Source organism: Streptomyces sp. adm13(2018), assembly GCF_008042145.1.
Taxonomy (GTDB): domain Bacteria; phylum Actinomycetota; class Actinomycetes; order Streptomycetales; family Streptomycetaceae; genus Streptomyces.
In genome coordinates, this window is the sequence record NZ_RDBH01000080.1 from 74,274 (window position 1) to 98,473 (window position 24,200).

18 protein-coding genes and 2 pseudogenes are annotated in these 24,200 nt (G+C 72.4%); 9 read left to right on the forward strand and 11 right to left on the reverse strand.

The window, feature by feature from the left end; all coding sequences use genetic code 11:
• Window positions 1-140: 140 nt before the first annotated feature.
• Window positions 141-1,145 carry a glycoside hydrolase family 19 protein gene (locus EAO70_RS07085; protein ID WP_222723447.1) on the forward strand — a complete coding sequence of 335 codons (1,005 nt, stop codon included), beginning with the start codon at window positions 141-143 and terminating at the stop codon, window positions 1,143-1,145.
• Window positions 1,146-1,338: 193 nt separating this feature from the next.
• Entirely contained in the window at window positions 1,339-1,848 is a 510-nt protein-coding gene (locus tag EAO70_RS07090; RefSeq protein ID WP_148002183.1) for a hypothetical protein, read from the forward strand.
• Window positions 1,849-1,972: 124 nt separating this feature from the next.
• Here EAO70_RS07090 and EAO70_RS37705 read toward each other — a convergent pair whose 3' ends face one another.
• On the reverse strand, window positions 1,973-2,194 hold the full coding sequence (locus EAO70_RS37705) for a hypothetical protein (RefSeq protein ID WP_187283776.1): 222 nt from the start codon (window positions 2,192-2,194) through the stop codon (window positions 1,973-1,975).
• A 114-nt stretch (window positions 2,195-2,308) separates the two neighbouring features.
• Between EAO70_RS37705 and EAO70_RS07095 the strand changes: the two genes are divergently transcribed.
• Window positions 2,309-2,578: a hypothetical protein gene (locus EAO70_RS07095; protein WP_222723444.1), complete on the forward strand. Its 270-nt coding sequence runs from the start codon at window positions 2,309-2,311 to the stop codon at window positions 2,576-2,578.
• Window positions 2,579-2,934: 356 nt separating this feature from the next.
• On the opposite strand, the gene EAO70_RS07100 is transcribed toward EAO70_RS07095, so the two are convergent.
• Window positions 2,935-4,080 carry an SMI1/KNR4 family protein gene (locus EAO70_RS07100; protein ID WP_148002149.1) on the reverse strand — a complete coding sequence of 382 codons (1,146 nt, stop codon included), beginning with the start codon at window positions 4,078-4,080 and terminating at the stop codon, window positions 2,935-2,937.
• A gap of 499 nt (window positions 4,081-4,579) precedes the next feature.
• Between EAO70_RS07100 and EAO70_RS07105 the strand changes: the two genes are divergently transcribed.
• A complete protein-coding gene (locus tag EAO70_RS07105) occupies window positions 4,580-5,380 on the forward strand; it encodes a DUF4239 domain-containing protein (protein ID WP_148002150.1) in 801 nt (266 codons plus the stop codon).
• A gap of 370 nt (window positions 5,381-5,750) precedes the next feature.
• On the opposite strand, the gene EAO70_RS07110 is transcribed toward EAO70_RS07105, so the two are convergent.
• The gene (locus EAO70_RS07110; protein ID WP_261992723.1) at window positions 5,751-6,275 is read right to left on the reverse strand and encodes a peptidylprolyl isomerase; all 525 of its coding nucleotides are present in this window, start codon (window positions 6,273-6,275) and stop codon (window positions 5,751-5,753) included.
• A 103-nt stretch (window positions 6,276-6,378) separates the two neighbouring features.
• Between EAO70_RS07110 and EAO70_RS38975 the strand changes: the two genes are divergently transcribed.
• Window positions 6,379-6,513 carry a hypothetical protein gene (locus EAO70_RS38975; RefSeq protein ID WP_261992726.1) on the forward strand — a complete coding sequence of 45 codons (135 nt, stop codon included), beginning with the start codon at window positions 6,379-6,381 and terminating at the stop codon, window positions 6,511-6,513.
• 275 nt (window positions 6,514-6,788) lie between these two features.
• Here EAO70_RS38975 and EAO70_RS07115 read toward each other — a convergent pair whose 3' ends face one another.
• The 4 genes from EAO70_RS07115 to uppS all read right to left on the reverse strand — a co-directional run bounded on the left by EAO70_RS07115 (window position 6,789) and on the right by uppS (window position 11,516).
• Window positions 6,789-8,063, reverse strand: coding sequence for an amidohydrolase (locus EAO70_RS07115; protein ID WP_148002152.1), 1,275 nt, complete (start codon window positions 8,061-8,063; stop codon window positions 6,789-6,791).
• A 376-nt stretch (window positions 8,064-8,439) separates the two neighbouring features.
• The gene (locus EAO70_RS07125; protein WP_148002154.1) at window positions 8,440-8,937 is read right to left on the reverse strand and encodes a YfbM family protein; all 498 of its coding nucleotides are present in this window, start codon (window positions 8,935-8,937) and stop codon (window positions 8,440-8,442) included.
• A gap of 282 nt (window positions 8,938-9,219) precedes the next feature.
• Entirely contained in the window at window positions 9,220-10,719 is a 1,500-nt protein-coding gene (locus EAO70_RS07130) for an oxygenase MpaB family protein (protein ID WP_148002184.1), read from the reverse strand.
• An 11-nt stretch (window positions 10,720-10,730) separates the two neighbouring features.
• Window positions 10,731-11,516, reverse strand: coding sequence for a polyprenyl diphosphate synthase (uppS, locus tag EAO70_RS07135; protein ID WP_148002155.1), 786 nt, complete (start codon window positions 11,514-11,516; stop codon window positions 10,731-10,733).
• An 852-nt stretch (window positions 11,517-12,368) separates the two neighbouring features.
• Here uppS and EAO70_RS07140 point away from each other — a divergent pair.
• The 3 genes and pseudogenes from EAO70_RS07140 to EAO70_RS07150 form a co-directional block, all read left to right on the forward strand.
• Window positions 12,369-12,479: pseudogene (locus EAO70_RS07140) on the forward strand (carbonic anhydrase); the annotation flags it as partial.
• Between the two features lie 92 nt (window positions 12,480-12,571).
• Window positions 12,572-14,095, forward strand: coding sequence for a SulP family inorganic anion transporter (locus EAO70_RS07145; RefSeq protein ID WP_148002156.1), 1,524 nt, complete (start codon window positions 12,572-12,574; stop codon window positions 14,093-14,095).
• Window positions 14,096-14,219: 124 nt separating this feature from the next.
• Window positions 14,220-15,365 (forward strand): PP2C family protein-serine/threonine phosphatase, encoded by a 1,146-nt coding sequence (locus EAO70_RS07150; protein ID WP_148002157.1) that lies wholly within the window; start codon window positions 14,220-14,222, stop codon window positions 15,363-15,365.
• 61 nt (window positions 15,366-15,426) lie between these two features.
• Here the strand turns inward: EAO70_RS07150 and EAO70_RS07155 are convergent, their stop codons facing one another.
• From EAO70_RS07155 to EAO70_RS07165, 3 genes and pseudogenes are all read right to left on the reverse strand, one after another.
• Window positions 15,427-15,960, reverse strand: a complete 534-nt coding sequence (locus EAO70_RS07155; RefSeq protein ID WP_148002158.1) for a molybdopterin-dependent oxidoreductase — start codon at window positions 15,958-15,960, stop codon at window positions 15,427-15,429.
• Between the two features lie 147 nt (window positions 15,961-16,107).
• Window positions 16,108-18,915, reverse strand: coding sequence for a molybdopterin-dependent oxidoreductase (locus tag EAO70_RS07160; RefSeq protein ID WP_148002159.1), 2,808 nt, complete (start codon window positions 18,913-18,915; stop codon window positions 16,108-16,110).
• Window positions 18,912-19,328: pseudogene (locus EAO70_RS07165) on the reverse strand (FAD-binding molybdopterin dehydrogenase); the annotation flags it as partial. The pseudogene EAO70_RS07165 and the gene EAO70_RS07160, both read right to left, overlap by 4 nt.
• 127 nt (window positions 19,329-19,455) lie before the next feature.
• Here EAO70_RS07165 and EAO70_RS07170 point away from each other — a divergent pair.
• Window positions 19,456-20,994 (forward strand): PucR family transcriptional regulator, encoded by a 1,539-nt coding sequence (locus tag EAO70_RS07170; protein WP_148002160.1) that lies wholly within the window; start codon window positions 19,456-19,458, stop codon window positions 20,992-20,994.
• A gap of 357 nt (window positions 20,995-21,351) precedes the next feature.
• Here EAO70_RS07170 and lanKC read toward each other — a convergent pair whose 3' ends face one another.
• Entirely contained in the window at window positions 21,352-23,952 is a 2,601-nt protein-coding gene (lanKC, locus tag EAO70_RS07175) for a class III lanthionine synthetase LanKC (RefSeq protein ID WP_187283770.1), read from the reverse strand.
• Window positions 23,953-24,200 lie beyond the last annotated feature (248 nt).

The following is a 24,200-nucleotide window of genomic DNA, read 5'->3' on the forward strand; positions in this document are numbered from 1 at the left end:
CTTGACAGGTCCAGACCAGTGGACTTGAGTCTGGGCGACTTGACCACCCCCTTCGAAGGAGTGATCACTTGTTCAGACAACGGATCTCGGCGTTCCTGGCTGCTCTGGCCGTAGCGGTGGGCGTCGCCGTCCTGGGGCCGATGACGGGCACAGCGTCGGCCGCCTCCTGTACGGCGGGCTGGAACTCGTCGGCGGTCTACACCGGTGGGATGACAGCCTCGTACGGCGGGCGCAACTGGCAGGCCAAGTGGTGGACGCAGGGCGAGACCCCGTCCACCGCGGGGTCCGGGGTATGGGCGGACCAGGGCTCATGCACCGGCGGCTCCGGCGGCGGCGGAACGACCGGCTGCGACCATCCCGCGTGGGTCGCCGGACGCGCCTACGTCACCGGTGACATCGTGAAGTACAGCAACGGCAACTACTACAAGGCATCGCACGACAACCCGGGCTACGACCCGGTGATCAGCACCTGGTACTGGGACCCCTACACCTGCACCGGTGGCGGCGGAGGCAACCCCGACCCCTCCGGATTCGTTGTCTCCGAGGCCCAGTTCAACCAGATGTTCCCGAACCGGAACCCCTTCTACACGTACGCCGGCCTGGTCGCCGCCAGCAAGAAGTACCCGGCCTTCGCCGGTACCGGCAGCGACACGGTGAAGAAGCAGGAGGCCGCGGCCTTCCTCGCCAACGTCTCCCACGAGACCGGCGGTCTCGTCCACATCGTGGAGCAGAACACGGCGAACTACCCGCACTACTGCGACACGAGCCAGTCCTACGGCTGCCCCGCCGGCCAGGCCGCCTACTACGGCCGCGGCCCGATCCAGCTCTCCTGGAACTTCAACTACAAGGCCGCCGGTGACGCCCTCGGCATCGACCTGCTGAACAACCCCTGGCGCGTCGAGCAGGACCCGGCCGTCGCCATGATGACCGGCCTCTGGTACTGGAACACCCAGAACGGCCCCGGCACGATGACCGCGCACAACGCCATGGTCAACGGCGCCGGCTTCGGCCAGACGATCTGGGCGATCAACGGCAGCCTGGAGTGCAACGGCCGCAACCCGGCCCAGGTCCAGAGCCGGGTCACCAAGTACCAGCAGTTCACCCAGATCCTCGGCGTCCCCGCGGGGTCGAACCTGTCCTGCTGACCACCTCCCTCCCCGGCCCGTACCCGGCTCGCGCGCGGCCCCACGAGACAGGCCGCGGGCGGGCCGTCCTCCGTCAGCCGGTGTCCCGCTCGGCATTCAGCCGAGACGAGCGCCACGCTGGACCACTTGCACGTCCGCGGCACCGACGACATGACTGTCCCCAGAAAGTGCTGGAGAATCCGGTGTCGTGACCATGGGCATCTCCGGCTTCGAGCCAACCTTCCTCGTCGGGCTCGAAGCCGTCCGCGAGCATCACCGACCACGGTGGGCAGAGCTGGGCGGGCGACGGCTGACCGGGTTCGCGCTCGTGCGCTTCGCCGAGGACGGGGAATGGTTCGCCGACTGCCCGGTGGTGTTGGACTTCGAGGGCGTGCGGGTCGAGATCTGTCACTGGAAGTTCGACGAGCTGTCGATCGGCTGGAACGCCATCGACACCACGGCGGCGATCACCGGCTGGGAGTGGTCAGAGTTCACGCCTGTGTGGTCCAGCGCCGACGAACGGCTCGAGCCGTTCGTCGGCCAGAAACTCCGCGAAGCCTCCCTCCTTGAGTGGCGCCTGCCAGGGCGGGACCTCGCCGATGGCACCATCGCCGTGGAGTTCGCCTTCGCAGCGGGTCGCTTCCGCATCTGCAACGGCCTCGATGAGAACACCATCGAGGTAGGGGCGCCGCAGACAGACTTCGTGAGGCATCGGCTGGGCTGACGCGGAGCGGCCGATCACGCTGCCTTCATCTTGCAGTCGACGACCGGCAGTTCCCCTTCGGAATGCCCCAGGCGGGCCGCTTGTCCTTCTCCTCCTTGCGCCTCAGCATGTGACCGGCGGTGAACTACTCGGTCCCGCCGGTGCCGGCATCCGGCGGGCGTTCGTCCACCACTCCCCCCGCGTCGTCCAGGGCCGCGGGCGGCGTCGGCCACAACGTCTCCTGGTCGTAGTCCGGGCAGACCCAGTCGAGGGCGATGTCGATCTGCCCGTCGAGCGGTTCCGGGGTCGGGGCTTCAAGCCGCTGCTCCAAGGCGCCGAGGCGGGCGCGGGTCTCAGGCGTCGTCATACACATCCTCCTACCCGGCCGCGCAGTCGGCCTCGCCGCAGGACCGATAATCTTCCCCACTCTGCCAGAGGACCTACATCGCGTTGCCATCGGCACCTGGCCGGTGCCGCCGGCATGCGTAGCGCCGGGCGCAGCCGACGCTACGTCTTCACGCTGTGGGGCTGTATCGCGCTGATCAGCGGAGGGGCGGCGCTGGCCGGGTACGCGTTGCTCGGCGGAGCGTCCGGGACGGTGATGGCGCTGATCACGGCCGTGGCGGGCGGGGCGATCCTCGCCATGATCGCCGACACGATGATCCCCGAGGCGTACAGCAAAGTGCACCTACTGACAGGACTGGTTACCGTGACCGGGTTCCTCTCCGCGTTCGCACTGGCCCACCTGTAGTGCCGCCGGGGGACGCCGCACCTTCGCGCACCGGTCGGCCGACCTCACCCCCTTGCCTGCAGACAAGCGAGCTTGCGCCGGGCGAGGTTCACCGCGTCCCTCCCCCTGACCGTGGGCTCGGGTGCAACACGAGATGCTGTGTGCGTCGCAGAGCTTCGGCCGGAACGGCGGTGCGTCACGATCGTGTCAGGGATGGCCCACCTCCTTCTCGGATGTCCTGCCGCAGGTAGGCGCCCCGAGCCTCGCGACCACCCGGCGTCGCGGCATGCGCCCTGGCTCCGCACCACGCGGACGGGTCACGTCATCAACTCGATGTGCGGATGCTCGGGCTCCGCCGGGCAGAGCGAACCGTTCGGTCAGCTCGGGTGTTCCGCGTGCTGGGCCGCGTACCAGCTGGAGTCGATGGCGGGGTTCCTCAAGGCTCCCCAGAATCGCTCATCAGGTAGCGGCGGCAGCGGCGGATCACCCAGGTCGGCATGAAGATCCGCGCGCCAGTCGAGCGTGATGCGGCTGCGGAGTTCCGCGCTCTCACACACGGACCTGTAGGGGGACCCCCAGATCCCGAGGACCATTCGCTCCACGGCCCACCTGCGAGTGCTGTCCCCGGCGGCGTCGGCCTGCGCAAGCACGCTGCGCAGTCGCAGGGCGAGCGGGCTGGTCTGGGTGGGCTGCGGCGGGGCCGCACCCCGCTCCCACGCGTCCAGGGCTGCTTCGACCTCCCGGTAGTCGTCGAGACCTGTTTCGACCGCCAGTCTGCGCAGCTGCTTCCGCGCAGCTTCAGCCACCCGCTCGAACGGCAGGATCGCGATCAGCGCACCGAGCTCCTCGTGCCCCTCCAGATGGCTCACGTGAAGGAGGTCGCCGGGGCTGAGGGACAGGTCCAGCTCGGGCAGATGCTCGTCCGGGGCGGGCAGGGGCTCATCGGCCCTGTACTTCGGCCTGGCGGGCGGCGGCCCCTCCCAGAACAGCCGGCCGTTGAACGTGACGACCCCCGCGGCCTGGCCACGCTCGAGCTGGTCGGCCAGTTCAGCCAGGTAGTCGCCCAGCGACTCGGCCTTGCCGAAACGGGTACCGGTCTCGTCGAAGAACCGTCCGACCGCACCGAAGGATTTCCGCGCTGTCCGGCAGTCCGTCACCAGACCGTCCGACGTCACGTCGTAGGCGGCGAACTTCACATAGCCGGGCAGCCAGTAGTCCTCTGCCTCCCCGCCGGGCCCTTGGTCGATGCCACGCATGAACCCCGTAGCACCGGCGATCTCGCTCAGCCCGAGCAACCGGTCACCCGTGTCTAGGCGGAAGGCTTCACGGCCCTCCGTCACCCCGTTGTGGCGGAGAAGCGAGGCGACCAGGTCGGGAGGAAGAGTGACACCGAGCTCCGCCTGAGCTGCCGCGATCTCGTCCGCATCGGCGGGGGGCCGCAGCGTGGCGAAGGTACGGGGCGCATGCTCGTGCAGCCAGGCATCGATGCGCCCCCATGAGGCATGGACCAGTTCTGCTGTCATATGACTGACCCTAGAGTCCGCCACCGACAGTGGGAGAAGCCGTAGTCGTTCCAGCACATGCTGCTGCAATTCCACGGACCGGACCGGACCGCATCGGATCCGCGGACGCGCCTCGTCGTGAGGAGTGCCGCGGACTGAGCCGCCTCCTCCTGTGCGCATGCGCATCGTCACCACTCCCCCGGCCGCCACGGTAGCCGCAGCCCTGTGATGACCAGTCCTCGCCTCGGCGCACACCGGCAACGCCGACCCCTTCGGCGAGCAGAAGCGTGTGGTGATCGTTCGCAGGGCCGGTAGCCGCGACCGGGCCCCGCAGGTCACGCCGGCCCCCGCACGCCGAAAGGAGCAGGCCGGCGGCCTGCTCCGGACGGCCGAAGAGGCGTCGCTCGTGCGAAGGCGAGGGAACGTTTCCGTTCTTCCGTCCCTCGCAGCCGACCCGGCACGCTCCATTCCGCCCCCGCCCTTCCCGGGCAATCCTCACTCTCCCCGGAGGTGGCCCCTCGTGGTCCTCGTCATCGTCGTCGCCGTGATCGCCCTGCTCGCGGGCCTGGCCGCGAACCGCTGGCTGCGGCCCCGACTCGTCAACGCCGACGACGACGAGGGCATGGCCGTCAAGGACCTCGTCGGCCCCCTGCTGACCATGACCGTCCTGCTGCTCTCCTTCGTCCTCGTCACCGCCAACGGCTCTTACGGAAAAGCCGAGGTCGCCGCCCGCGGCGAAGCCCGCGCCCTGGACCAGCTCGTCGAGACCGCCGAATACGCCCCCGCTCTGCAAAGGGGCAAGATCCAGGCCGATGCGGTCTGCTACGCCCGCGCGGTACGCGTGCAGGAGTGGCCCGCCATGTCGGACGGCGACGGCTCGCCGGCCCCGAGCGTCTGGTCCACGAGCTTCCGGGAGACCTTCGAGACGATGGAGGGCGAGTCGGCCTTCGGCATGCTGGTGGCTGCCGACAACAGGCGCTCCGACGAACGTGAGGAGCGCCTGACCCAGGCGACTTCCAGCATTCCCCCCACCATCTTCTGGTTCCTGCTCGCCACCCTGGTCATCACGGTCGCGGCCCTGGGCATCTGCCTGCCCCGCAGGAACAACCGGGGTCAGATCATCACTCTCGTCGTCATCACCGCCCTGTTGACCACGGCCCTGGTCATCATCCGCGACGTCGACCGCCCCTTCGGCGGCATCATCGACATCCAGCCCACCGCCATCGCCGTGGTCGAGCGCCAGGCCCGACGCGACTTCACCGCCCACCACCCCGCCGCCGAAGTGCCCTGCGACGCCGACGGTAACCGCCGAACCGCCTGAACGACCGCCCCGGCCACCAGGCCTCCACCATCTGTGGGCCGCGCACCGGCCGTCTACGCGAGCCCTACGGGTTCCTGGGTGGACGCGCGACCCTCAACGGCACCTCGATGGTCGCTCCTGCCGTTGGGCCGGCGGCGGACAGGTCGGCGGGGGGAGCGAAAGCAGGGCTACCCCACCTGTTCCCACAGGCCGTCCAGCCCTGCCCCCACACCCACTACGCCGGATTCGGCAAGGCAAGGCGCGGTCCTGAGCGGGTTCTGCCGGCCAGTGCGCCCGGTCCCCTTATCGTGCGCACTGGCGCGACCGTCGGCGGCGCCAGTGCGCGGGGGGCTGGGCCGGCCCGTCGATGCTGTCGCCACCGGGTGGTGCGTCAGTAGAGGCAGGACGGCCGGACACGGAGCAGTTCGGTGCGCAGTGCGGGGGTGCCGTCGACGGGCGCCGGGTCTTCAGCAGTCGGCACGATGCCCCCGGCGGCGATCTTGTCGAGGGTTGTCAGGCCTTCGGGGCCGACCGTGCCGAACACCGTGTAGTTCGGCCGCAGTGCGGAATCGCCGTAGACGACGAAGAACTGCGAGCCGTTCGTGTCCGGACCGGCGTTGGCCATGGCCAGCAGTCCGCGCTCGTACAGGCGGCGCGTGCCGGTCGGATCGGTCGGTGCAGGCGGCAGGTCCACCGGGAGTTCGTCCTTGTACTTGTAGCCGGGCCCGCCCTCCCCCGTGCCGGTCGGGTCACCGCACTGGAGGACCTTCAGGGTCGGATACGCCGTCAGACGGTGGCACACCGTCCGGTCGTAGAACCGGTGCCGCGCCAGGTGCAGGAAACTCTGCACGGTGCACGGCGCCTTGGCGCGGTCCAGACGAAGAGGGAGCGGACCCTGACTGGTCGGCACGGCCACGGCGACCGTGCCTCGGCTGGGAGTACGCTTCGGGTCGGGCGGCAGTCCGATGCGCCGCGCGGCCGGCTCGTCCGGGGTCTGCGTGTACTGGCAGGGACCGTGCGTGGTACGCGGCGGAGCCACGTTCGAGGAAGCGGCGGCGACGCTCCCCCCGGAGACGACCAACGCCACGGCCGTGAACACGCTGAGCAGTAGTCGGCTCATCTCGTACGCCCTCCCGAAGATCTCCCGGTTCTGAAACGGTCGCAGTCTAGGACGTCGGCGCCGGCCACCGGGAGCGTACGGGGAAAGAGCGACCGGTTGCCACCGTTTCTGCGGTGAGCGACGCTCTACGCCGCAGGGGCCACGAGCGCCGCGACCGTACGACCGTTCGCCCTACGAGACGGTGGTCGGCACCGCGTCTTGAAGTCCGTGCAGGGGCGGCGTACGGCTCCACGCGGCGTTGAGGTCACGTCCTGCGCTGTCGGCCCATCAGAGCTCACGGAAGGCCGTCCCTCGAGGCGCCGGTCGGGTTCATCGGCGGTTTTCGGGATCGGGGGACAGCCAGGTGAGGGCCGCGGTGGTCATCGCCTCGACGCCGGTGGAGAGGGTGGGTTCCACGACGGGCGCGAAGTGCGGGGAGTGGTTGGAGGGAATGTCGCGGGCGGTCGTCCCGGCGGCCTCCGCCTTCGCGAAGGTGTCGGGGTCGATGCCGCCGAAGAACCAGTAGCAGATCGGGGCGCCCGAGGCGGTGGCGAAGGTGCCGCAGTCCTCGCTGCCGGTCGCCGGGCCCGGGTCGAAGACCCGCTCGGTGCCGAAGTGTTCGCGGAAGGCGGTGGCCGTGCGGTCCATGGCGTCGTCGTCGTTGACCAGGACGGCGAACGTCTCGATCGGTTCGATGTCCGGGGTTCGGGTGGCACCGGCCGCCGCGGCCTCGCCCTCGATGATGCGTCGTACGGCGGCGAGGACGGTCTTTCGGACCTCCTCGGTGTACGTGCGGATGTTGAGTTTCAGCTCGGCGGTGTCCGGGATGACGTTCTGCGTGGTCCCGGCGTTGAGGACCCCGACGGTGACGACGGCGGTGTCGCTGCCGGCGATCTCACGCGAGACGACGGTCTGCAGCCGCATGACGGTGGACGCGGCCATCACCACGGGGTCGATCGCCGCCTCGGGGCGCGAGCCGTGTGCCCCCTTGCCGTGCAGCGTGACCTTGAGCGCGTCGGTGGCGGCCAGTGCCGGGCCTGCGTGGCAGCCGAGCGAGCCGGCCGGGAAGGGGCCGACGTGCTGGCCGAGGACGACGTCCGGCTTGCCGGTCCGGTCGAAGAGACCGTCGTCGACCATGGCCCGGGCTCCGGCGCCGGTCTCCTCCGCGGGCTGGAACACGGCCGTGACGGTGCCCGTCCAGTACGCCCGGCCGCCTGCCAGCAGGTCCAGTGCGCCAAGGAGGCAGGCGACGTGCATGTCGTGTCCGCAGGCGTGCATGACGCCGTCGGTCCCGCTGGCGTAGGGCAGGCCGGTCTGTTCGGTGACGGGGAGGGCGTCGAAGTCGGCGCGCAGCAGGACGTGGGGGCCGTCGCCGTTGGCGAGGACGCCGACGACACCCGTGCGGCCCACGCCGGTGGTGACGTCCAGACCGAGCGCGCGCAGGCGCTCGGCGATGAGGCCGGCGGTACGGGTCTCGGCGAAGGACAGCTCCGGATGAGTGTGCAGGTCCCGGTAGAGGTCGGCGAGGCCCTCCCTCAGGTCGGGCAGTCTCGCGAAGACGGCAGAGCCCGGGGCCGTGCCAGGGGTGCTGCCCGCGTTGCTCATGTGCTCATGTTCCGTAGGTGGATCGGGGGTGGCCTGCGGACCGGGCCGTTCGAGTGACGGGGAAAGGAGACGGCGACGGCGAGCGTGCCGTTCAAGCGGCTCCGCACCCGCTACGAACGGCGCGCAGACCTGCCTCGGGGACTGCTCCACCTCGCCCGCAGCCTCGCCGGGAGGCCGCTGCGGCTGCCAGCGCCGCTTTCCCTCGGGTGTGTGTCGACGCGCCGGCCCACGTTGCAGCGACAGCAGTCCTCGCCATATGGCTTCTCCTGTGCCGGCAGGGGCCATCCTTCGGCCTGAAATGCCTGGCCCGCAGCACGACCAAGGTCGGCAGACTCCACTCCCCCTGGCCCCGCGGGAAAGGGGTGCCCGAGTCGGCTCAGGAGATCCAGAGGAGCATCGCGTCGCCCTCCTTGGCTGCTGCGCGCAGGTAGTTCCCGAGGTCGGCCCAGTGGGCGGCGACCCAGTCCGGTTCCTCGCCGCGCTCCCAGACGATCTGCGGGTAGACGTTCGCCTCGGCCAGATCGGCCGGGGTGACACCGTCGGTCAGACTGCCGGGAGCGTGGGCCTCCAATGCAGCCACGGCGGCGCGCACCCGCTCCGCGGTCAGGAGCCGGGGCGGGCCGTACCCCCAGTCCTCGCCCTCCGGCCAGGGCAGGTCCGCTTCTCCGAAGACCACGTCCACCGGGAAGCCACGCCGGCTCAGCAGGAAGTCGAGGGCGTGCCATGCCTTGTCCGTCTCATGCACCCGCGCCGCGCCGGCCGCGTCGTCGCGGTCGTACCGCGCGTGCGCCTGCGCGGCCGCCCACCCGGGGTCCTGCAACGCGCGGTCGAGTTCAGCCGGAGTGAGGCGGAGGTACTGCCCGATCATGCTCATGGACCACACCCTAGGAGGCGACACTGACAGGACCGACGGGTCGTGCCGTGTCCGTGGATCTTGTCGTGTCCGTGGATGCGGAGGCCGACCAGATCCAGGTTGGCCTTGTCGTCGTCGGCGACATGGGGCGTCGACCTCACCACCCTCGGCCAGGGACCAGCTGACGGCGGGATCGCCGCGACCTGCCCGGCGGCGGCCGGCTCCAGGCTCTCCCCCTCCCCCGCCGCCGTGCGCTGTACGTCGAGAACGGTCGCCCTGCGACGTCCGCGAGAGTCCCCGGCCCTACTCGCTGGCCAGGAGTGGGTCGTAGGCGGAATGACTCTGCCGGCCCGTCATGAAGGCGAGGAAGTCCTTGATGAACGCCGCTCGAGAGTAGGTTCCGTTCGCGTCGAGGAGTTCGCGTCGGAAACCGGTGCGGAACAGCGCGCGGTACTCGTCGGCGTCGATGGTCTGGTCGCCGTCGGCGTCGGTCGCGTCGAACAGGACCTCGGCCACCCGGATCAAGGCCGGTCCGGCGAGGGAAGGCGCGGCCTGGGCGTACTCCTCGCGGCTGATCCGGCCGTCGCCGTTGGCGTCGAGTTCCGACTGGAGTTCCCGCCACCAGGCCGCGTACGCGTCGAAGAGCCGTGTCTCCTGCGGTTCGTCCAGGTCGAGGCGACCCGATAGTTCCCGGGCCATGGCCGCGAGGTCGGGCCAGTCCAGGTAGCCGTTGCCGGTCTGGTCCAGCACCTGGTCGAAGAACTCTCCGGCGGTGCGCCGGAGCGTCCCGTCAGCCGCCGCTGCCCGGGGCGGGCGCGCGGGCTCGTCCGGGAGCGGGGTCATCAGGCGTAGGAACGCGCCCAGGCGCTTGATTCCCTCGCCGGCCGAGGCCAGTGCCCTGATCCGGGGGTCGTCGCTGTCGGGGGACTGCGAGAGGAGCCCGATGAGCGTTTCGGCGGTGATCCATCCTTCGGGCAGGATCCGTGCCGTTGCGAGGGCCAGGTAGGCGGCCTGGGTCAGCGCCTGGGCCCCGGGGACCTCCGTCAGGCCGGCCCGCCTGCGGAACGCTTCGGGCAGTGAGGCGACTGTGATCATGCCGATCGTGGGTCCGGCCAGCGCCCGGGCTCCCGCCCACAGGGTGGGGACGCCCTCCAGCAGCGGTGGTGCCGGAAGGTGGTCGAAGAGGCGGTAGAGGATCGTTCGCAGCGCTTCGGTGTTCTCCAGCTCCTCCTCGACCACCCGGTCGTAGTACGGCCAGAAGTCCTTGAGGGACGCGGGGAGCGCGGTGGAGGTGGGATCCATCAGCCGCAGGAACGCCTGGAACTGTTCGTACAGCTCCTCCATCGCGTCCTGGTCGAGGGCCCGTCCGCTCCAGCGGAACATGGTGACCGTGCTCTCGAACATGGTGGCGACCACCCAGGCCCGGGCGGCCGGGTCCAGAGCGTCGTAGGGCCGGTTCGCCGAGTCGGTGCCGTTCAGTCGGGAGTGCAGCCGGTTGAGTCGTGCCGTCTCTCGTGCTCGCGCCACCGGGTCCGGTCCGGTCATGATCCTGAAGCTGCGCAGGGTGTTGTTCAGCCGTCGCCAGGGCCGTGTCACGAAGGTGGAGCTGTCCGCCAACGCGGCGCCGATGGGAGGGTAGGCGGCTTCCAGGACGGTCGCCCTGATCATGGCCGCGGCCCAACAGGGATCGTCGAAGAGTCCGTTGAAACGTGTCTGCGGCCCGAAGATGTGCGCCGGGCCGGCACCGTCGCCGTCGTCGAGTCCCTCGGCCGCGGGGGGCTCCGGGGCCTGCTCCTCGCTCATGGTCGTCTGGCTCACGGTTCCAGGTCTCCTTCCGGGACCGCCGACAGGCCGCCGAAACGGCGTTGCCGACGCTGATAGGTGTGCAGGCACTCCATGAAGTGCGTGGCGCGAAAGTCCGGCCAGAGCACGGGCGGGAAGACCCACTCGGCGTAAGCGACCTGCCACAGCATGAAGTTGGAGATGCGCTGCTCGCCCGAGGTGCGGATCACCAGATCCACATCGGGGGTGTCGGGGAACGGCAGGTGGGCGGCGAAGGACGCCTCGTCCACGGTCTCGGGCGGCGCTCCGCTGCGGATCAGCGAGCGTGCCGCCTCGACGATGTCCCGCCGTCCGCCGTGGTCGAACGCCACGGTCAACGTCATCCCCCGGTTGCCGCTGGTGAGCGTCGTGAGGTCGGCGAACTCGCCGGCCAGCCCCGACGGGATCCGTGGGTCGGTGTTTCCGAGGAAGCGGACGCGGATGCCGCGGGCGTGGATCAGCGGCGCGTGTTTGCGGACGACCCTGCGCACCAGGTGCAGAAGGTAGTCGACCTCGTCTTCGGGCCGGCTCCAGTTCTCGGTCGAGAACGCGTAGAGGCTCAGCCACCGCACCCCGGCCGACCTCGCGGCCTCGATGACGTCGATCACCGTCGTCTCGGCCGCGCGATGGCCCGAGGTTCGCGGCAGATCACGCTGCGCCGCCCAGCGGCCGTTGCCGTCCATCACACACGCGACGTGACGCGGTACCGATGCCGTCGCCCCGGGTCGCCGGGGCGCGGCCACGGACGGGGTGGGACTTCCGACGATCCGCCTCACCATGATCGGGACTCCTTCGACGTGCCGGCCCGCCGTACGGACCACCGACGCCGATCCTGATCCATCCTCGCCCGGCTTTTCCCGAGAATCGAGATCTTTCACCCGATCCGGAAGCCAAGCCCGTTTCGCCCGGGCGCCCCCTGGGGCTCACCGCTCCAAGCAGCGGTCGGCGGCCTGCACCCGAGTCTCCTGTGTGTCCCGTCAACCGCGCGGCGGTCGCCGGCCATCGCGTACCGGCAGGCGACCATCCCCTGCTCCTGACCCTCGCCGGTCTCGTCGCACCACAGGGGCAGCACACCAGCCCCGGCCGTCCCAGGGGGCAGGCCGGCGCCACGTCGAGCAGCGGCTCACCCATCGCGATCGAACCGGCGGCGAGCGGAGCCGCAGCTCTGAAGGCATGGGCAGCCGCTCGTCGTGCAGGGCGGCGGTGTTGCGCACCGTCCACATGTGTGGGCCCTCGGACGTCCGAAGGCGGGTGTCAGGTGGGGGTGTTCCAGTGGGTGTGCATGTCGAGGGGGGTGGTGGGACAGGCGGACGGATGACATCTCGGTGCGCCTCCCTCTGGTAACACCATCATCAGACTTCACCAAAGCAAGCCCAACAGTGAGTCAAGGAAGAGTAATACGCGCAAGTGAACGGCGTCCTGCAACACCCTGCCTGTGCGACGGTTTTCGAATGGAATCGGCCTGATGTTGACGCGAACGGCGGCATCGGGGCGGGGCGGCCACCCGGTCGAGACCGCAGGCCTCCCACGACGCCGCCACCCTGCAGGTGTTCCGCTGCTGACGGACGGTGCCCACCCGCGCCGACCTGTCAGCCCGACGCGCCCCCACGGCACGCCAGGAGGAATCATTCATGCAGCCCCTCATCGTCACCGCCCGCCGATTCGGACAGCGCCCTGAGGAGTTCGCCGCACCCGTTGCGGGCCAGTCCCCGGCCGTCCCGTCCCCCACCTGCTCCGACTCCGGGGGCGTCCGCGGCCCCGTCCACCCCGCTGCCGTCCCGGAGCACCGCTCCGCGGCCGACCCCTTCGACGCGCTGTGAGGAAGGACGTCCGGATGCCCCGCTCCCTCCCCTTACCGCGGCACGACTTCCTGCGGCAGGACTTCGCGGCCTCGCTCGTCGTCTTCCTCGTCGCCCTCCCGCTCTGCATCGGCGTCGCCGTCGCCTCGGGCGTCCCCGCCGAACTCGGCCTCATCACCGGCATCGTCGGCGGCATCGTCACCGGCCTGATGCGCGGCAGCAGCCTCCAGGTGTCCGGTCCGGCCGCCGGCCTCACCGTCCTGGTCTACGAAGCCGTCAGCGCCTTCGGCCTCGCCGCGCTCGGCGTCATCGTGCTGGCGGCCGGCCTGCTCCAGATCGCCATGGGCCTCCTCCGGTGGGGCCGCTGGTTCCGTGCGATCTCCCTCTCCGTCGTCGAGGGCATGCTCGCCGGCATCGGCCTCGTCATCATCGCCGGGCAGCTCTACGCCGCGGCCGGCATCACCGCACCCGACTCCGGACTCGACAAGCTCACCGGCCTGCCGGGCGCCCTGTTCGGGGCCCTCGGCGACCGCACGGCCCTCGTGTCGCTCGCGGTCGGCGCCGGCACCGTCCTGCTCATCGTCGGCTGGCGCCGCATGCCGCGCAGGGCGCGGGCGGTCCCCGGCGCCCTGGTGGCGGTCCTCCTCGCCGCCCTCGCGACCGCCGTGCTGGACCTGCCGGTGGCCACCGTGAAGGTCGGCGGCGTCCTGGAGGCCGTCCACCTCCCCGGCACGGAAGCACTCTCCTCGCTCGCCGACCCGGCCCTCATCGGGACGATCCTCGCGTTCGCCCTGATCGCCTCCGCCGAGTCGCTCTTCAGCGCGGCGGCGGTCGACCGGCTCCACTCCGGACCGCGCACCGAGTACGACAGGGAACTGGTCGCCCAGGGCGCGGGCAACACGCTCTGCGGGCTGCTCGGGGCCCTGCCCCTCACGGCGGTCATCGTGCGCAGCTCGGCCAACGTCGAGGCCGGCGCCCGGACGAAGGCGTCCCGGGTGCTGCACGGGGTGTGGCTGCTGCTCTTCGTCGCCCTGCTGCCCAACGTGCTCGCGTACATCCCGCTGGCCGCGCTCGCCGGGATCCTCGTCCACGCCGGATGGAAGCTCATCCCGTTCAAGGGCGTGGTGACCCTGTGGGGCCGCCACCGGGGCGAGGCCCTCGTCCTGGTGGCCACGGCGGCGTCGATCGTCGCGGTCGGCATGTTCGAAGGCGTGCTGATCGGTCTCGTGCTGTCGGTGGCCAAGGCCGCCTGGGAGGCCTCCCACCTGCGGATCGAGCAGACCGACGACGGACGGGAGGCGGTCCGCGTACGGCTCCAGGGGACGGTCACCTTCCTCCGGCTGCCGCAGATACTCGACAGCCTGGAAGCCCTGCCCGGCGACCGGCGGGTGGTCCTGGACCTCTCCGGGGTCCACCACCTCGACCACGCCTGCCGCTCCGCCCTGGAGACCTGGGCGGAGCGGCACGGCGGGGCCGACGCCGAGGCGGTCCGGGCGGCCACGGCCCCGGAGCGGACCGAGGAGGAGGCGACCCCGGCCCGGGTGAGCAGCGCGGGCTGAGTCCCGGGACCTCCGGTGGGAGCGACGCACACCCGCCCCCACCGGAGGTTCCTCACGCCCACGCCACGCGCCCCGGCCGGGTCCGCGGAGTGCGTGGCGCACTCCGGCATAGGAGCCTGGTGGTGTGGTGAAGCCAAGGAAGCCGGCCGACGGCGCGGACCCGAGGAGCTGGCTGCGCGGGGCCCCACCGCCCCGCTGGGTCCGGGTCCTGCCCGTGCTGCTGCTCGTCGGCGTCGGGGCGGCCTCCCTCTCCGAGTCCGTCCCCCTCGACATCGGCTTCCTGCTCGGCGCGGTGCCGCCGCTGGCCGTCCTGGCCTACGGACCACTGGCCACGGCGCTGCTCGGCGCCTCCACGATCGTGCTCCTGACCGTCCCGTTCTTCCATCTGAACCGGCCCGGCAGCACCGACCTCTTCACCCTCGGCTTCGTCGCGACGCTCAGTATCTTCGTCTCCTTCGTCCGCGGGCGCCGCGACCAGCAGCTCGACCTGGAACGCGCCGTGGCCGAGACGGCGCAGCGGGCCATCGTCCCGGACGTGCAGCGCACGGTCGGACCGGTGCGCTGCGCGAGCCTGTACCGCGCGGCCGAACGCGGCACGCTGGTCGGCGGCGACTTCTTCGACGTCCGGGCGGGCCCCCACGGGGTCCGGGCGGTCCTCGGTGACGTACAGGGACACGGCCTGTCGGCGGTCGCGACGGTCGCGTCCGTCATGGGCGCCTTCCGGGAGGCGGTGCTGGACGACGTGGACGCGGAGTCCATCGCGGCGCGGCTGGACCGCAGGCTCGTGGTCGACTCCGCGGCCACGGAGCACGCGGAGCTCTTCGCCACGGCCGTGCTCCTGGACTTCGTGCCGCACGGGCGGGAGGTCCGCGTCCTGGCCTGCGGCCATCCCCCTCCGGTCCTGCTACGGGGCGACGCCGTGCGCACCCTGGAGCTCGACCCCGGGCCGCCGCTCGGCCTGGGCCTCGCCGACGTCCTGCCCGGCACCGCCGCCACGGTGTCGCTCAAGCCCGGGGACCGGCTGCTCCTGGCCTCGGACGGCGTCCTGGAGGCCCGGGACGCCTCCGGTGCCTTCTACCCCTTCGCCGAGCGGCTGGCCCGGATGACCGATGTCGACCCCGACCGGCTGCCCGATGCGATCTGGGCCGACCTCAGCGGCTTCGCCCCCAAGATCCAGGACGACGTCACCCTGCTGGTCCTGACCCTGGACGCGCCCCACCCGGACCGCGCTGACCTCCTGAACCGCACGGACCGCGCTGACACCGGCTGACCCACCGGCGCTCCCGACCCCAACCTCGGTGCGCGGGGGCAAGCCGTGCCCCGCCCCGCGCTCAGGCCACCGGCAGGACGGGCGGCAGCGGCTCGGGCAGCCCCGCGGGCAGGCGAGGGGCGCCGATCCAGATCCCGGTGACCGCGCTGACGTAGCGGGCGCCGCAGCGGTCCGACGGCACGACGAGCTGCGTCCCCGCCGTGTCGAGGTCCACGTCGTCCATACGGGTCGCGAGCAGGACGGGGGCGTTGCCGAAGTCGGCGTCCAGCTCCGCCCACGACAGGACCGTGTGATGGCCGTCGCCGCCGTTCACCGTCACCAGGAAGCGGGAGCGCTCCTTGCGGCGGGCCGAGTCGAAGCCGGGCCGCGCCGCGGCAAGCACCTCGCGCAGCAGCGGTCCCGCGAAGGTGTGGTGCTGCGGTCCCGCCGTCGCGCAGTCGAACATCACCTCGGCCCGGTGCTGCTCCCACCCCTCGCGCAGGTCGGCGACGGTGAGGAGGGCGGGGGCCGCCACGTCCCCCCGGACGGCGAAGGATCCGGGGGGCGCGGACGCGGTGACGGGCATGGCTGGGGATGCGGCGATCGGTCGGCTCATGGTCGGGCCCCTTCGTGCGGTCGTTGCGGCGGCTGCGCGCGGTGATGCCCGACCGCGGAACCCGAGAACCTCGTTTGCCACGTCGACTCCGGCGGGTGCTCGGCATTTGTGAGCTTGATACGAGATTCGGGCTCCTATCCTCCCGGTCTATCGACCGACATCCCGCCCCTTCCGGTCGAGGGCCAGCCAGACGCGGTCGCGGGTCACCGGAAGCTCGGTGAAGCGGATGCCCGTGGCGTCCCTGAGGGCGTTGGCGAAGGCGGGGGCGACGGGGTTGAAGGGGCTCTCGCTCATCGACTTGGCGCCGAGCGGGCCGATGGCGTCGGAGGTCTCGGCGAAGTGGACCTCGGTGCGCGGGACGTCCGCGTACTGGGGGAGGCGGTAGCGGCGGAAGGCGGCGGTGGTGACCTCGCCGCGTTCGTCGATCCGGACGTTCTCGAAGAGGGTCGCGCCGAGGGCCTGGGCGACCCCGCCCTCGACCTGGCCCCGGCACTGCATGGGGTTCATGACCTTGCCCGCGTCGGCCGCGTGCACACTGCGCAGGATGCGGATCTCCCCCGAGTCGGGGTCGACGGCGATCCTGAACCACTGCGCGTTGAAGGCCACCGAGCGCGGCGCCCCGCCCCAGTGCCCGTCGGCCCCGAGTTCCTCCGCCGCGCCGAGCGCGTGCGCCGCCTCGTACAGCTCCTTGAGGGTGACGGTCCGCCCGGCGCAGTCCACGGACTCGGCGCCGAGCGTGCAGAGGTGCCGGGCGACCCCGCTGTGCCGGGCGGCGAGGGTGCGCAGCCGTTCGGCGAGGGAGCCGGCGGCGAGGAGGACGGCCTTGCCGGCGACGACGGTGCCGGCGGAGCCGAACGCGCCGGTGTCGTGGCGGACGACGTCGGTGTCCGACTGGCGGACCGTCAGCCGGTCCTCGGTGGTGTTGAGGGTCCCCGCGGTGATCTGCTTGTGGACGGTGGTGGTGCCGTTGCCGAACTCGGCCGTGCCGACGGCGATGTCGTACGTGCCGTCCTCCAGCAGCGAGACCCGGGCGTCGGCGTAGTGCCCGCCGGGCGGCCCGGTGGCGATCATCGCCATGCCGGTGCCCTGCCCGACGAGCCACCCCTCGGGGGCCTCCTCGGCGCTGCGGCCGTCCGCGATCGCGTTCCGGACGACGGAGAGGCACTGGTCGAGCCCGTACGAGGCGATGAAGAGGTCCTCCTCCTCGCCGATCGGGCTGTGCATGCCCTCTCCGGGACCGATGATGTTCCGCTCCCGGAAGACGAGCGGGTCCATGCCGAGCCGGCGGGCGAGCTCGTCCATTGCGGACTCGACGGCGAAGGTGACCTGCCCGAGGCCGTAGCCGCGGAAGGCGCCCGCGGGGACGACGTTGGTGTAGACGGAGTAGGCGTCGACCTTCTTGTGCGGGACGCGGTACACGGCGAAGGACTCGCCGACGCTGTGGAACATCACCGCCGGGCCGTGGTTGCCGTACGCGCCGGTGTTCGACACCACCCGCATCTGCACGGCGGTGAGGATCCCGTCCGCCCGCGCGCCCACCTTGATGCCGATGGTGAACGGATGCCGGGTGGTCGCCCCGTAGAACTGCTCGGCCCGCGTGTACTCCAGCTTCACCGGCCGGCGCAGCTTCAGGGCGGCGAGGGTCACGATGTCCTCGGTGAGCATCTCCTGCTTGCCGCCGAAGCCGCCGCCGACGCGGCCCGCGACCACGCGGACCTCGTCCTCCGGGAGGCCGTACAGCGCGCAGAGCGCCCGCCGGGTCAGGAACGGCGTCTGGGTGGACGAGCGGACGGTGAGCCGCTCGCCCGTGCCGGCCCCCTCGCCGTCCTTCGGCTCGAAGTACGCGACGCAGCCGTGCGTCTCCAGGCTGGCGTGCTGGACGCGCTGGGTGCGGAAGGTCTCCTCGTACACGACGTCGGCCGCCGCGAAGCCCTCCTCGACGGAGCCGATCTCTCCGTGGACCTCGCCCGCGACGTTGTTCTCGACCCGGGCGATGCGCGCCTCCGGGCCCTTGCCCGCGTGGATCACGGGCGCGCCGGGGCGCATCGCCTCCTCGGGGTCGGTCACGTACGGCAGTTCCCCGTACGTGACCTCGATCCGGCGGCAGCCCTCCTCGGCCGCCTGCTCGCTGTCGGCGACGACGGCCGCGACCCGCTGCCCGACGTACCGCACCACGTCGTCCAGGACCCGGGTGTCGTCGGGGTCCTCCGTGGGGTGCTCGTGCCGGGCGGAGGAGTACAGCGTGGCCGGGGCGTCCTCGTGGGTCAGGACGGCGTGCACGCCGGGGACCCTGAGCGCGGCCGCCGTGTCGATCGCGAGGATCCGGGCGTGCGGGTGCGGCGAGCGCAGCAGCTTCATGTGCAGCAGGCCCGGCACCTCGACGTCGAAGGTGTACCGGGCGGTGCCGGTGACGACCTGCGGACCGGCCGGCGCCGCGACGTTGCGGCCCACCGCCTGCCCGGCGCAGGGCCGTTCGACGTGCCGGACGCCCCGTACGGCGTCCTCGATCGCGCGGTAGCCGGTGCAGCGGCAGATGTTCCCCTTGAAGGCGCGCGGGAGGTCGTCGAGCTTGCCGTCGTCGTCCGGGGTGCCGCGCTCGGCCTCCAGGGCGGCCGTGGTCATCAGGAAGCCCGCGGTGCACATGCCGCACTGGTAGCCCTGCGCGTCGAGGAACCGCTGCTGGACCGGGTGGAGTTCGCCGCCCGGCGCGGCCAGGCCCTCCACCGTGGTGACGGCACGACCCTCCGCCCGCACGGCGGGGTAGAGACAGCTGTGCACGGGCTCCCCGTCGACGTGCACGGTGCACGCGCCGCAGTCGCCCGCGTCGCAGCCCTTCTTCACGCCGAACCAGCCCCGCTCCCGGAGGTAGGTCCGCAGGCACTGGCCGGCGCGCGGCTCGTCCTGGTGGGACCGGCCGTTCACCTGGAGCTGGAATCCTTCGGTCCGCGGGCTCATCGGACTCCTTCTTCCGTCGGTGCGGTGAGTTCACGGCGGACTTCCTCGGCCAGGCGGAGGCCCATGTGCCGTCGCCACTCGGGAAGTCCGTGGATGTCGTCGAACCACGCGTCGGGCCCGACGGCCTCGTCGACGGCGGCGCGCAGCCGTTCGCGGTCCGGGGGCAGCGGGAACCAGAGCCGGAAGGGCCGTACGGTCGCGGCGCTGACCGTCACCGCCAGCGAGCCGTCCACCGGGTCCAGGGTCCCGATGACCAGGGCGCCCGACCGGCCGAGCCCGTACAACGACGCCTGACGGAAGGCCGTACGGCATCCCAGGGCGCGGGCGGGCAGGGTCACGGAGCGCAGCAGCTCGCCGTCCGCGAGGTCCTTCCGGCCCGCTCCGGTGATGAAGTCGACGACCTTCACCTCCCGCCGCCGCCTCCTGGAGGTTCGACCAAGAGCTGTTCTCCGCTCTCGCTTGGGCATCTACGATGACGTTTCTCGCATCCACCTCGTGAATGTGAGTCCGGGCCCGACCCGTGACCCCCTAGGAGTACAGATGCACGTCGACCATCTCCTTCGTCTGGACCGCCTCGACCTGACCCTCGTATGGGCCGACGAGGCGCTGCTCGGCCAGGAGATCAGCGGCGTCACGGCGACCGACCTGGAGGACCCGGCGCGCTTCCTCCAGCCGGGAGAGGTCGTCCTCAGCGGCCTCGTGTGGTGGAGCCCGGACGGCGAGCCGGGCAAGACCGGCCGTTTCGTCTCCGCGCTGCGCGAGACCGGCGCGGTGGCGCTGCTCGCCGGGGAGGAGACCCACGGGGAGGTGCCGCGGGAGCTCGTCGAGGCCTGCCGGCTCCACCGCGTCCCGCTCATCGCCGTCCCGGCGCACACCACCTTCCGGGCGATCACCGAAGCGGTCTACCTGCGGCAGTGGGGCGAGCTCAGCCGCCGGCCCACCGACCACTTCGCCCTGCCGGAGAACGTACGCCTCGACCTCGACCGCGCCCTGGAGAACGGCGTCTCGATGGGCGAGCTGCTCGACCGGGCCTTCGCGCACCTCGGGACCCCCGTCTGCCACCTGCTGACCAGCAGCGGCCGCACCGTCGCCCGCACGGGCGCCGCCCCGGCGCCGCTGCCCGCCGGGCTCGCCGCGGAACTCCTCCGCGGCGGCCACGGGACGACGGTCCGCGTCGAGAGCGAGGGCGCCACGGCCTACGACACCTGGCACCTGCACCTCCCGGAGGCGGGCCAGGTGCCCCCGCGGGTCCTCCAGGAGATAGCCGAACTCCTCGGCCGGCACCGCCGCCGGCAGGACCGGATGCGGGCCATGAGCGGCGTGGCCTCCGAAGAGCTCGTGGACGCGGTGGGCGCCCTGCGCCTCGACGGCCATCGCGTGCAGAGCCTGCTGGCCGCGTGCGGACTCGGCGGCCGCAGCGCGTACACCGTGGTCGTCGCCTCCTCGGAACCGGCCGCGGAAGGCGGCGCCGACGGCGTCGCCGCGCTCACCGAGGCCCTGCACCACCTGCCGTCCGCCGCCGCTGTCGCCGCGGGCCACGACGGCGAGGCGATCGCCGTCGTGGCGCTGGAGGGGGAGACCGCGACCGGCCTGCGGGCACGGCTGGCCGAGGTGTGGCCGCTGATCCACGCCTGCGGCCCCGGCCGCGCCCCGCACGCCGGGGTGAGCACCTCCGCGAGCGGGCCCTCGGAGCTGCACACCGCCCTGGAGCAGGCGCGCTACGCCCTGGCGGCCGCCCGCGCCGCGGCACCCGACGCGCCCCGCGTCGCGGCGCTCGCGGATCTCGACGGACTGGGCGGGCTGCTGGCCGGGATCCCCCTCGACGTGCGCGACGTGTTCCGGACGACGGTCCTGGGGCCGCTCCTCGGCGGCGCCGGCCGGGGGTCGACGGCGATGCTCCTGGACACCCTGGAGGTGTTCCTCGCGCACGACTGCTCCTGGGCGAGGACCGCCGAAGCGCTCCACATCCACGTGAACACGGTCCACTACCGCGTCGAACGCATCGAGGCCCTCACCGGCCGGGACCTGTCCCGCCTCGACCACAAGGCGGACCTGCGCGCCGCGCTCCTGTGCCACTGACGGCCCGCGGCCGCCGCACGCCGGCACGGGCCCCAGGCGCCCGGCTCGGCGCGCGAGGGGAACGGTCCGGGCCGGGGAACGCCCCGGGCCCGGCCGGTGGCGGAACCACCGGCCGGGCCCGCCCGGACACGGGCTCGCTACATCGGCTCGGGGAAGATGTCGCTGATGCTCCAGGCGACGCTGAAGCAGGGCGGGAGGGAGTAGGCCTCCGGCTCGGTCTCCAGGGACTGCAGCGCGAGGATCTCGCTCATGGGTGCTCTCCGGTTCTCTCATCGGGGTGGTGCCGTTCGGTCACTGCCTGCCGGGGCACGGAGGCTCGCTCCCTGCCCGGGCGCTCTGGGGAGGCCGCCGGTGCCGTCATCCGACCGACGGCATCCGGGGCCGCGCGTGCTGCCGCTCCGTCAGGAGGGGTCCGGACAGCAGGCGGTGGAGTACCAGCAGGACTCCGGCGCCACCGCCCGACAGATCGGCGGTGAACCGCTGGGCGCCCGCGCCGAGGAAGCGGACACCGCGCCCGTGGGGGACGGCGTACTTCAGCAGACCGGTCGCGGCCCGCACGGCGTCCCTCCTGGCGTCGTCCGTGCCGGTGCGCTCGGCGTGCTCGGTGAGGGCCCAGGTCAGCCCGGCGAGGCCCCGGTACAGTCCCGCCTCCTTCACGGCGCGGGAGACCCGGATCCCGGCGACCAGCCGGGGCAGCGCCGCGGCGCAGCGCTCGTCCGGCGCGGTCGCCGCGTAGCGCGTGAGTACCGCCACGACGCCGGCCGCGCCCGTGGCCAGATACGGCATGGCCCGGGTGAGGCGCGCGTCGTCGGAGAGGGACAGCGAGCCGTCGTCCAGGGGGAAGGTCCGCTCCAGCTCCTGGTGGAGCAGCACGAGGCCCGCCTCCCGGTAGCGGGGCTCCCCGGTCTCCCCGGCCAGCCGGTCGAGGAAGAGGGCGAGCCCCGTGCGGCCGTGCAGCAGCCCGCGGGCGTCGTGCGCGCCCAGGGCCGTCGGCAGGTCGGGCGTGCGCAGCAGCCGGTCTCCCGCGGTGGCGGCCCGCTCCAGATGGCGGCCCTCCCGCGTCGTCCGGTACAGGGCCAGCCAGCCCAGGCCGACGCCGGCCCGCCCGCCGGCCAGGGTCGCGCAGGAGGCGGTGAGCGGGTGGTCGTCGGCCGCCCGGAGCAGCTCGGCGGCCTCGTCCGGCAGGCCGAGGGCGGCCAGGACGCGGGCGATGCCGGCCGTGCCGACGAGCAGTCCGGGGGGCAGCGCGTCGCGCTGGGCAAGGGTGTCGCGACGCAGCCGTGCGCGGATCTCCCCGGGCACGGGGTGCCCGGCGCGGTGCAGGGCGTGCACCACTCCCGCGGTGCCGTAGGCCAGGCACACGTTGTTGGTGCGGAACGCCTCGGGCGGGGCCGGGAAGGCCCACTCGGGCCGGGCGGCGTCGGCCGACGCCAGCAGCCCCGCGGCCACCTCCCCGGCCAGCCGGGCGAGTCGGCCGCGCGGATCGGTGCCGGGCTCGGCGGGGGAGGCCGGGCGGTCCTGGCCGGCCTGCTCCGGCAGGTTCCCCGCGGTGGGGTGGTAGGCGGTGGCCCGCTGCCACAGGTCGTGCGGGGGCGCGACGTCCGCCAGGTCGCGGCGGAGCAGGGCGAGGTTGGCGGGCGCGCGTTCGGCGACCTCGTGGAACGGCGCCAGGAAGGCCATCGTCACGGCCGACATGCCGTAACGGTCCGGCAGCAGGGGGTCGGTGTCCGCCCGCAGCAGACCGGGCGGCGGCGCGAACCCCGGTGTGCCGATCCCGGAAGGGGGCTCCGTCAGGGCGGAGGCGGTCTCGAAGTCGACCAGCCGGACCTCGCCCGAGGGCGTGATCATGACGTTGCCCAGGCTGAGGTCGCCGAACCGGAAGCCGGCCGCGTGCAGCCGCTCCAGCGAGGCGTCGAGTGCCGCCAGCAGCCGCCGGCACTCCGCGTAGTACGCGGCGACGGAGTCGCCCGTCCGGTCGGCGCGGGCGAGCGGGGAGTTCCGGCTCAGCCAGCTCACCAGCGGCTGTCCGGCGATGTGCTCGGTGACGAGGAAGTCGTGCTCCCACTCCGTGAAGTGCTCCAGCGGCTCCGGGCCCACCCCGGGGGCGGCCGCGTGCAGGGCGCGCAGCACGCGGTCCTCGTGCCGCAGCCGCCGCTGCGCGTCGGTCCCGTCGAAGACCAGCCCGTTGTGGGCGCGGGCCTCCTTGAGGAAGACGGTGCGCCCGGTCCTCCGGTCCCTGGCCTCGTACGTGCCGCCGGAGTTGCCCAGCCGCACCGCGCGGCTCACCTCGTACGCGCGGATCAGGATCGGCCCCGTGTGCGGCTCCTCCTCCTTCTCGACGAACGGGTCCTCGATCCCCGCGGGCAGGTGGAAGGCGGGCAGCCGCAGATCCGCGACCTCGCGGCCGGAACCGTCGCGGACCAGCGCCTCCCGGGTCCCGTCGGCCCGCAGCGCGCTGCGGGCCCCGAAGGAGCCGTAGCGGTAGTGGACGGTCCGGGAGTCCCGGTAGCGCCGGTCGGTGAGGACGTACGGTCCCTCCTCGCCGTCGAGCGCCTCGCTCAGGCGTTCGAGGAGGCGGCGGGCGGCCTCGGTGTCCGGCGGATAGACGGCGCAGAACTTCCCCGCCTGGGACCGCGGGGCGTGCTTGTGATGGAGGAACAGGAAGAAGAGCCGGGCGCTGAGGTGCTTGAACGGCACGCCTTCGGAGAAGCAGATCCCGGCCACCGTGTCGAGGACGTGCTGGGCCCGGTCCAGCCGCGCCGACACGTGGATCTTCCAGCCCTGCTCGGGGAGCCCGGTGTGCGGGCCGCCGCCCCAGAGCGTCCAGATGCCCCGGGAGGTGCCGCGCAGCCCGGGAGGCACCTCGCCGGGGGTCAAGGGCGGCCCGGGGTCGGCCACGGCGGACAGCGGCAGGTAGTGGTCCCGGTCCGCGAGCGCTTCGGCGAAGCCTTCGAGCACGGGACTCTCCTCGCGGGGTGGTGGTCGGCGGCAGCAACGGCTGTGCCAGACGTTAGGAGCGGCGGGTATGGAACCGGTTGGCCGACGGCATGCGACCGGTATCGGGCGGGAGCGCGTACGGACCGCGTTGCCGAGGGCGTACCGAGGGCGTACGACGGCCGCAGACGGGCCCCGCGGGAGGCGCCCCCGGGCCCGCGGACGTTGGTCCGGACAGCCCATCTCGCCGGGTCCGGTCGGCGGGGCGCTTG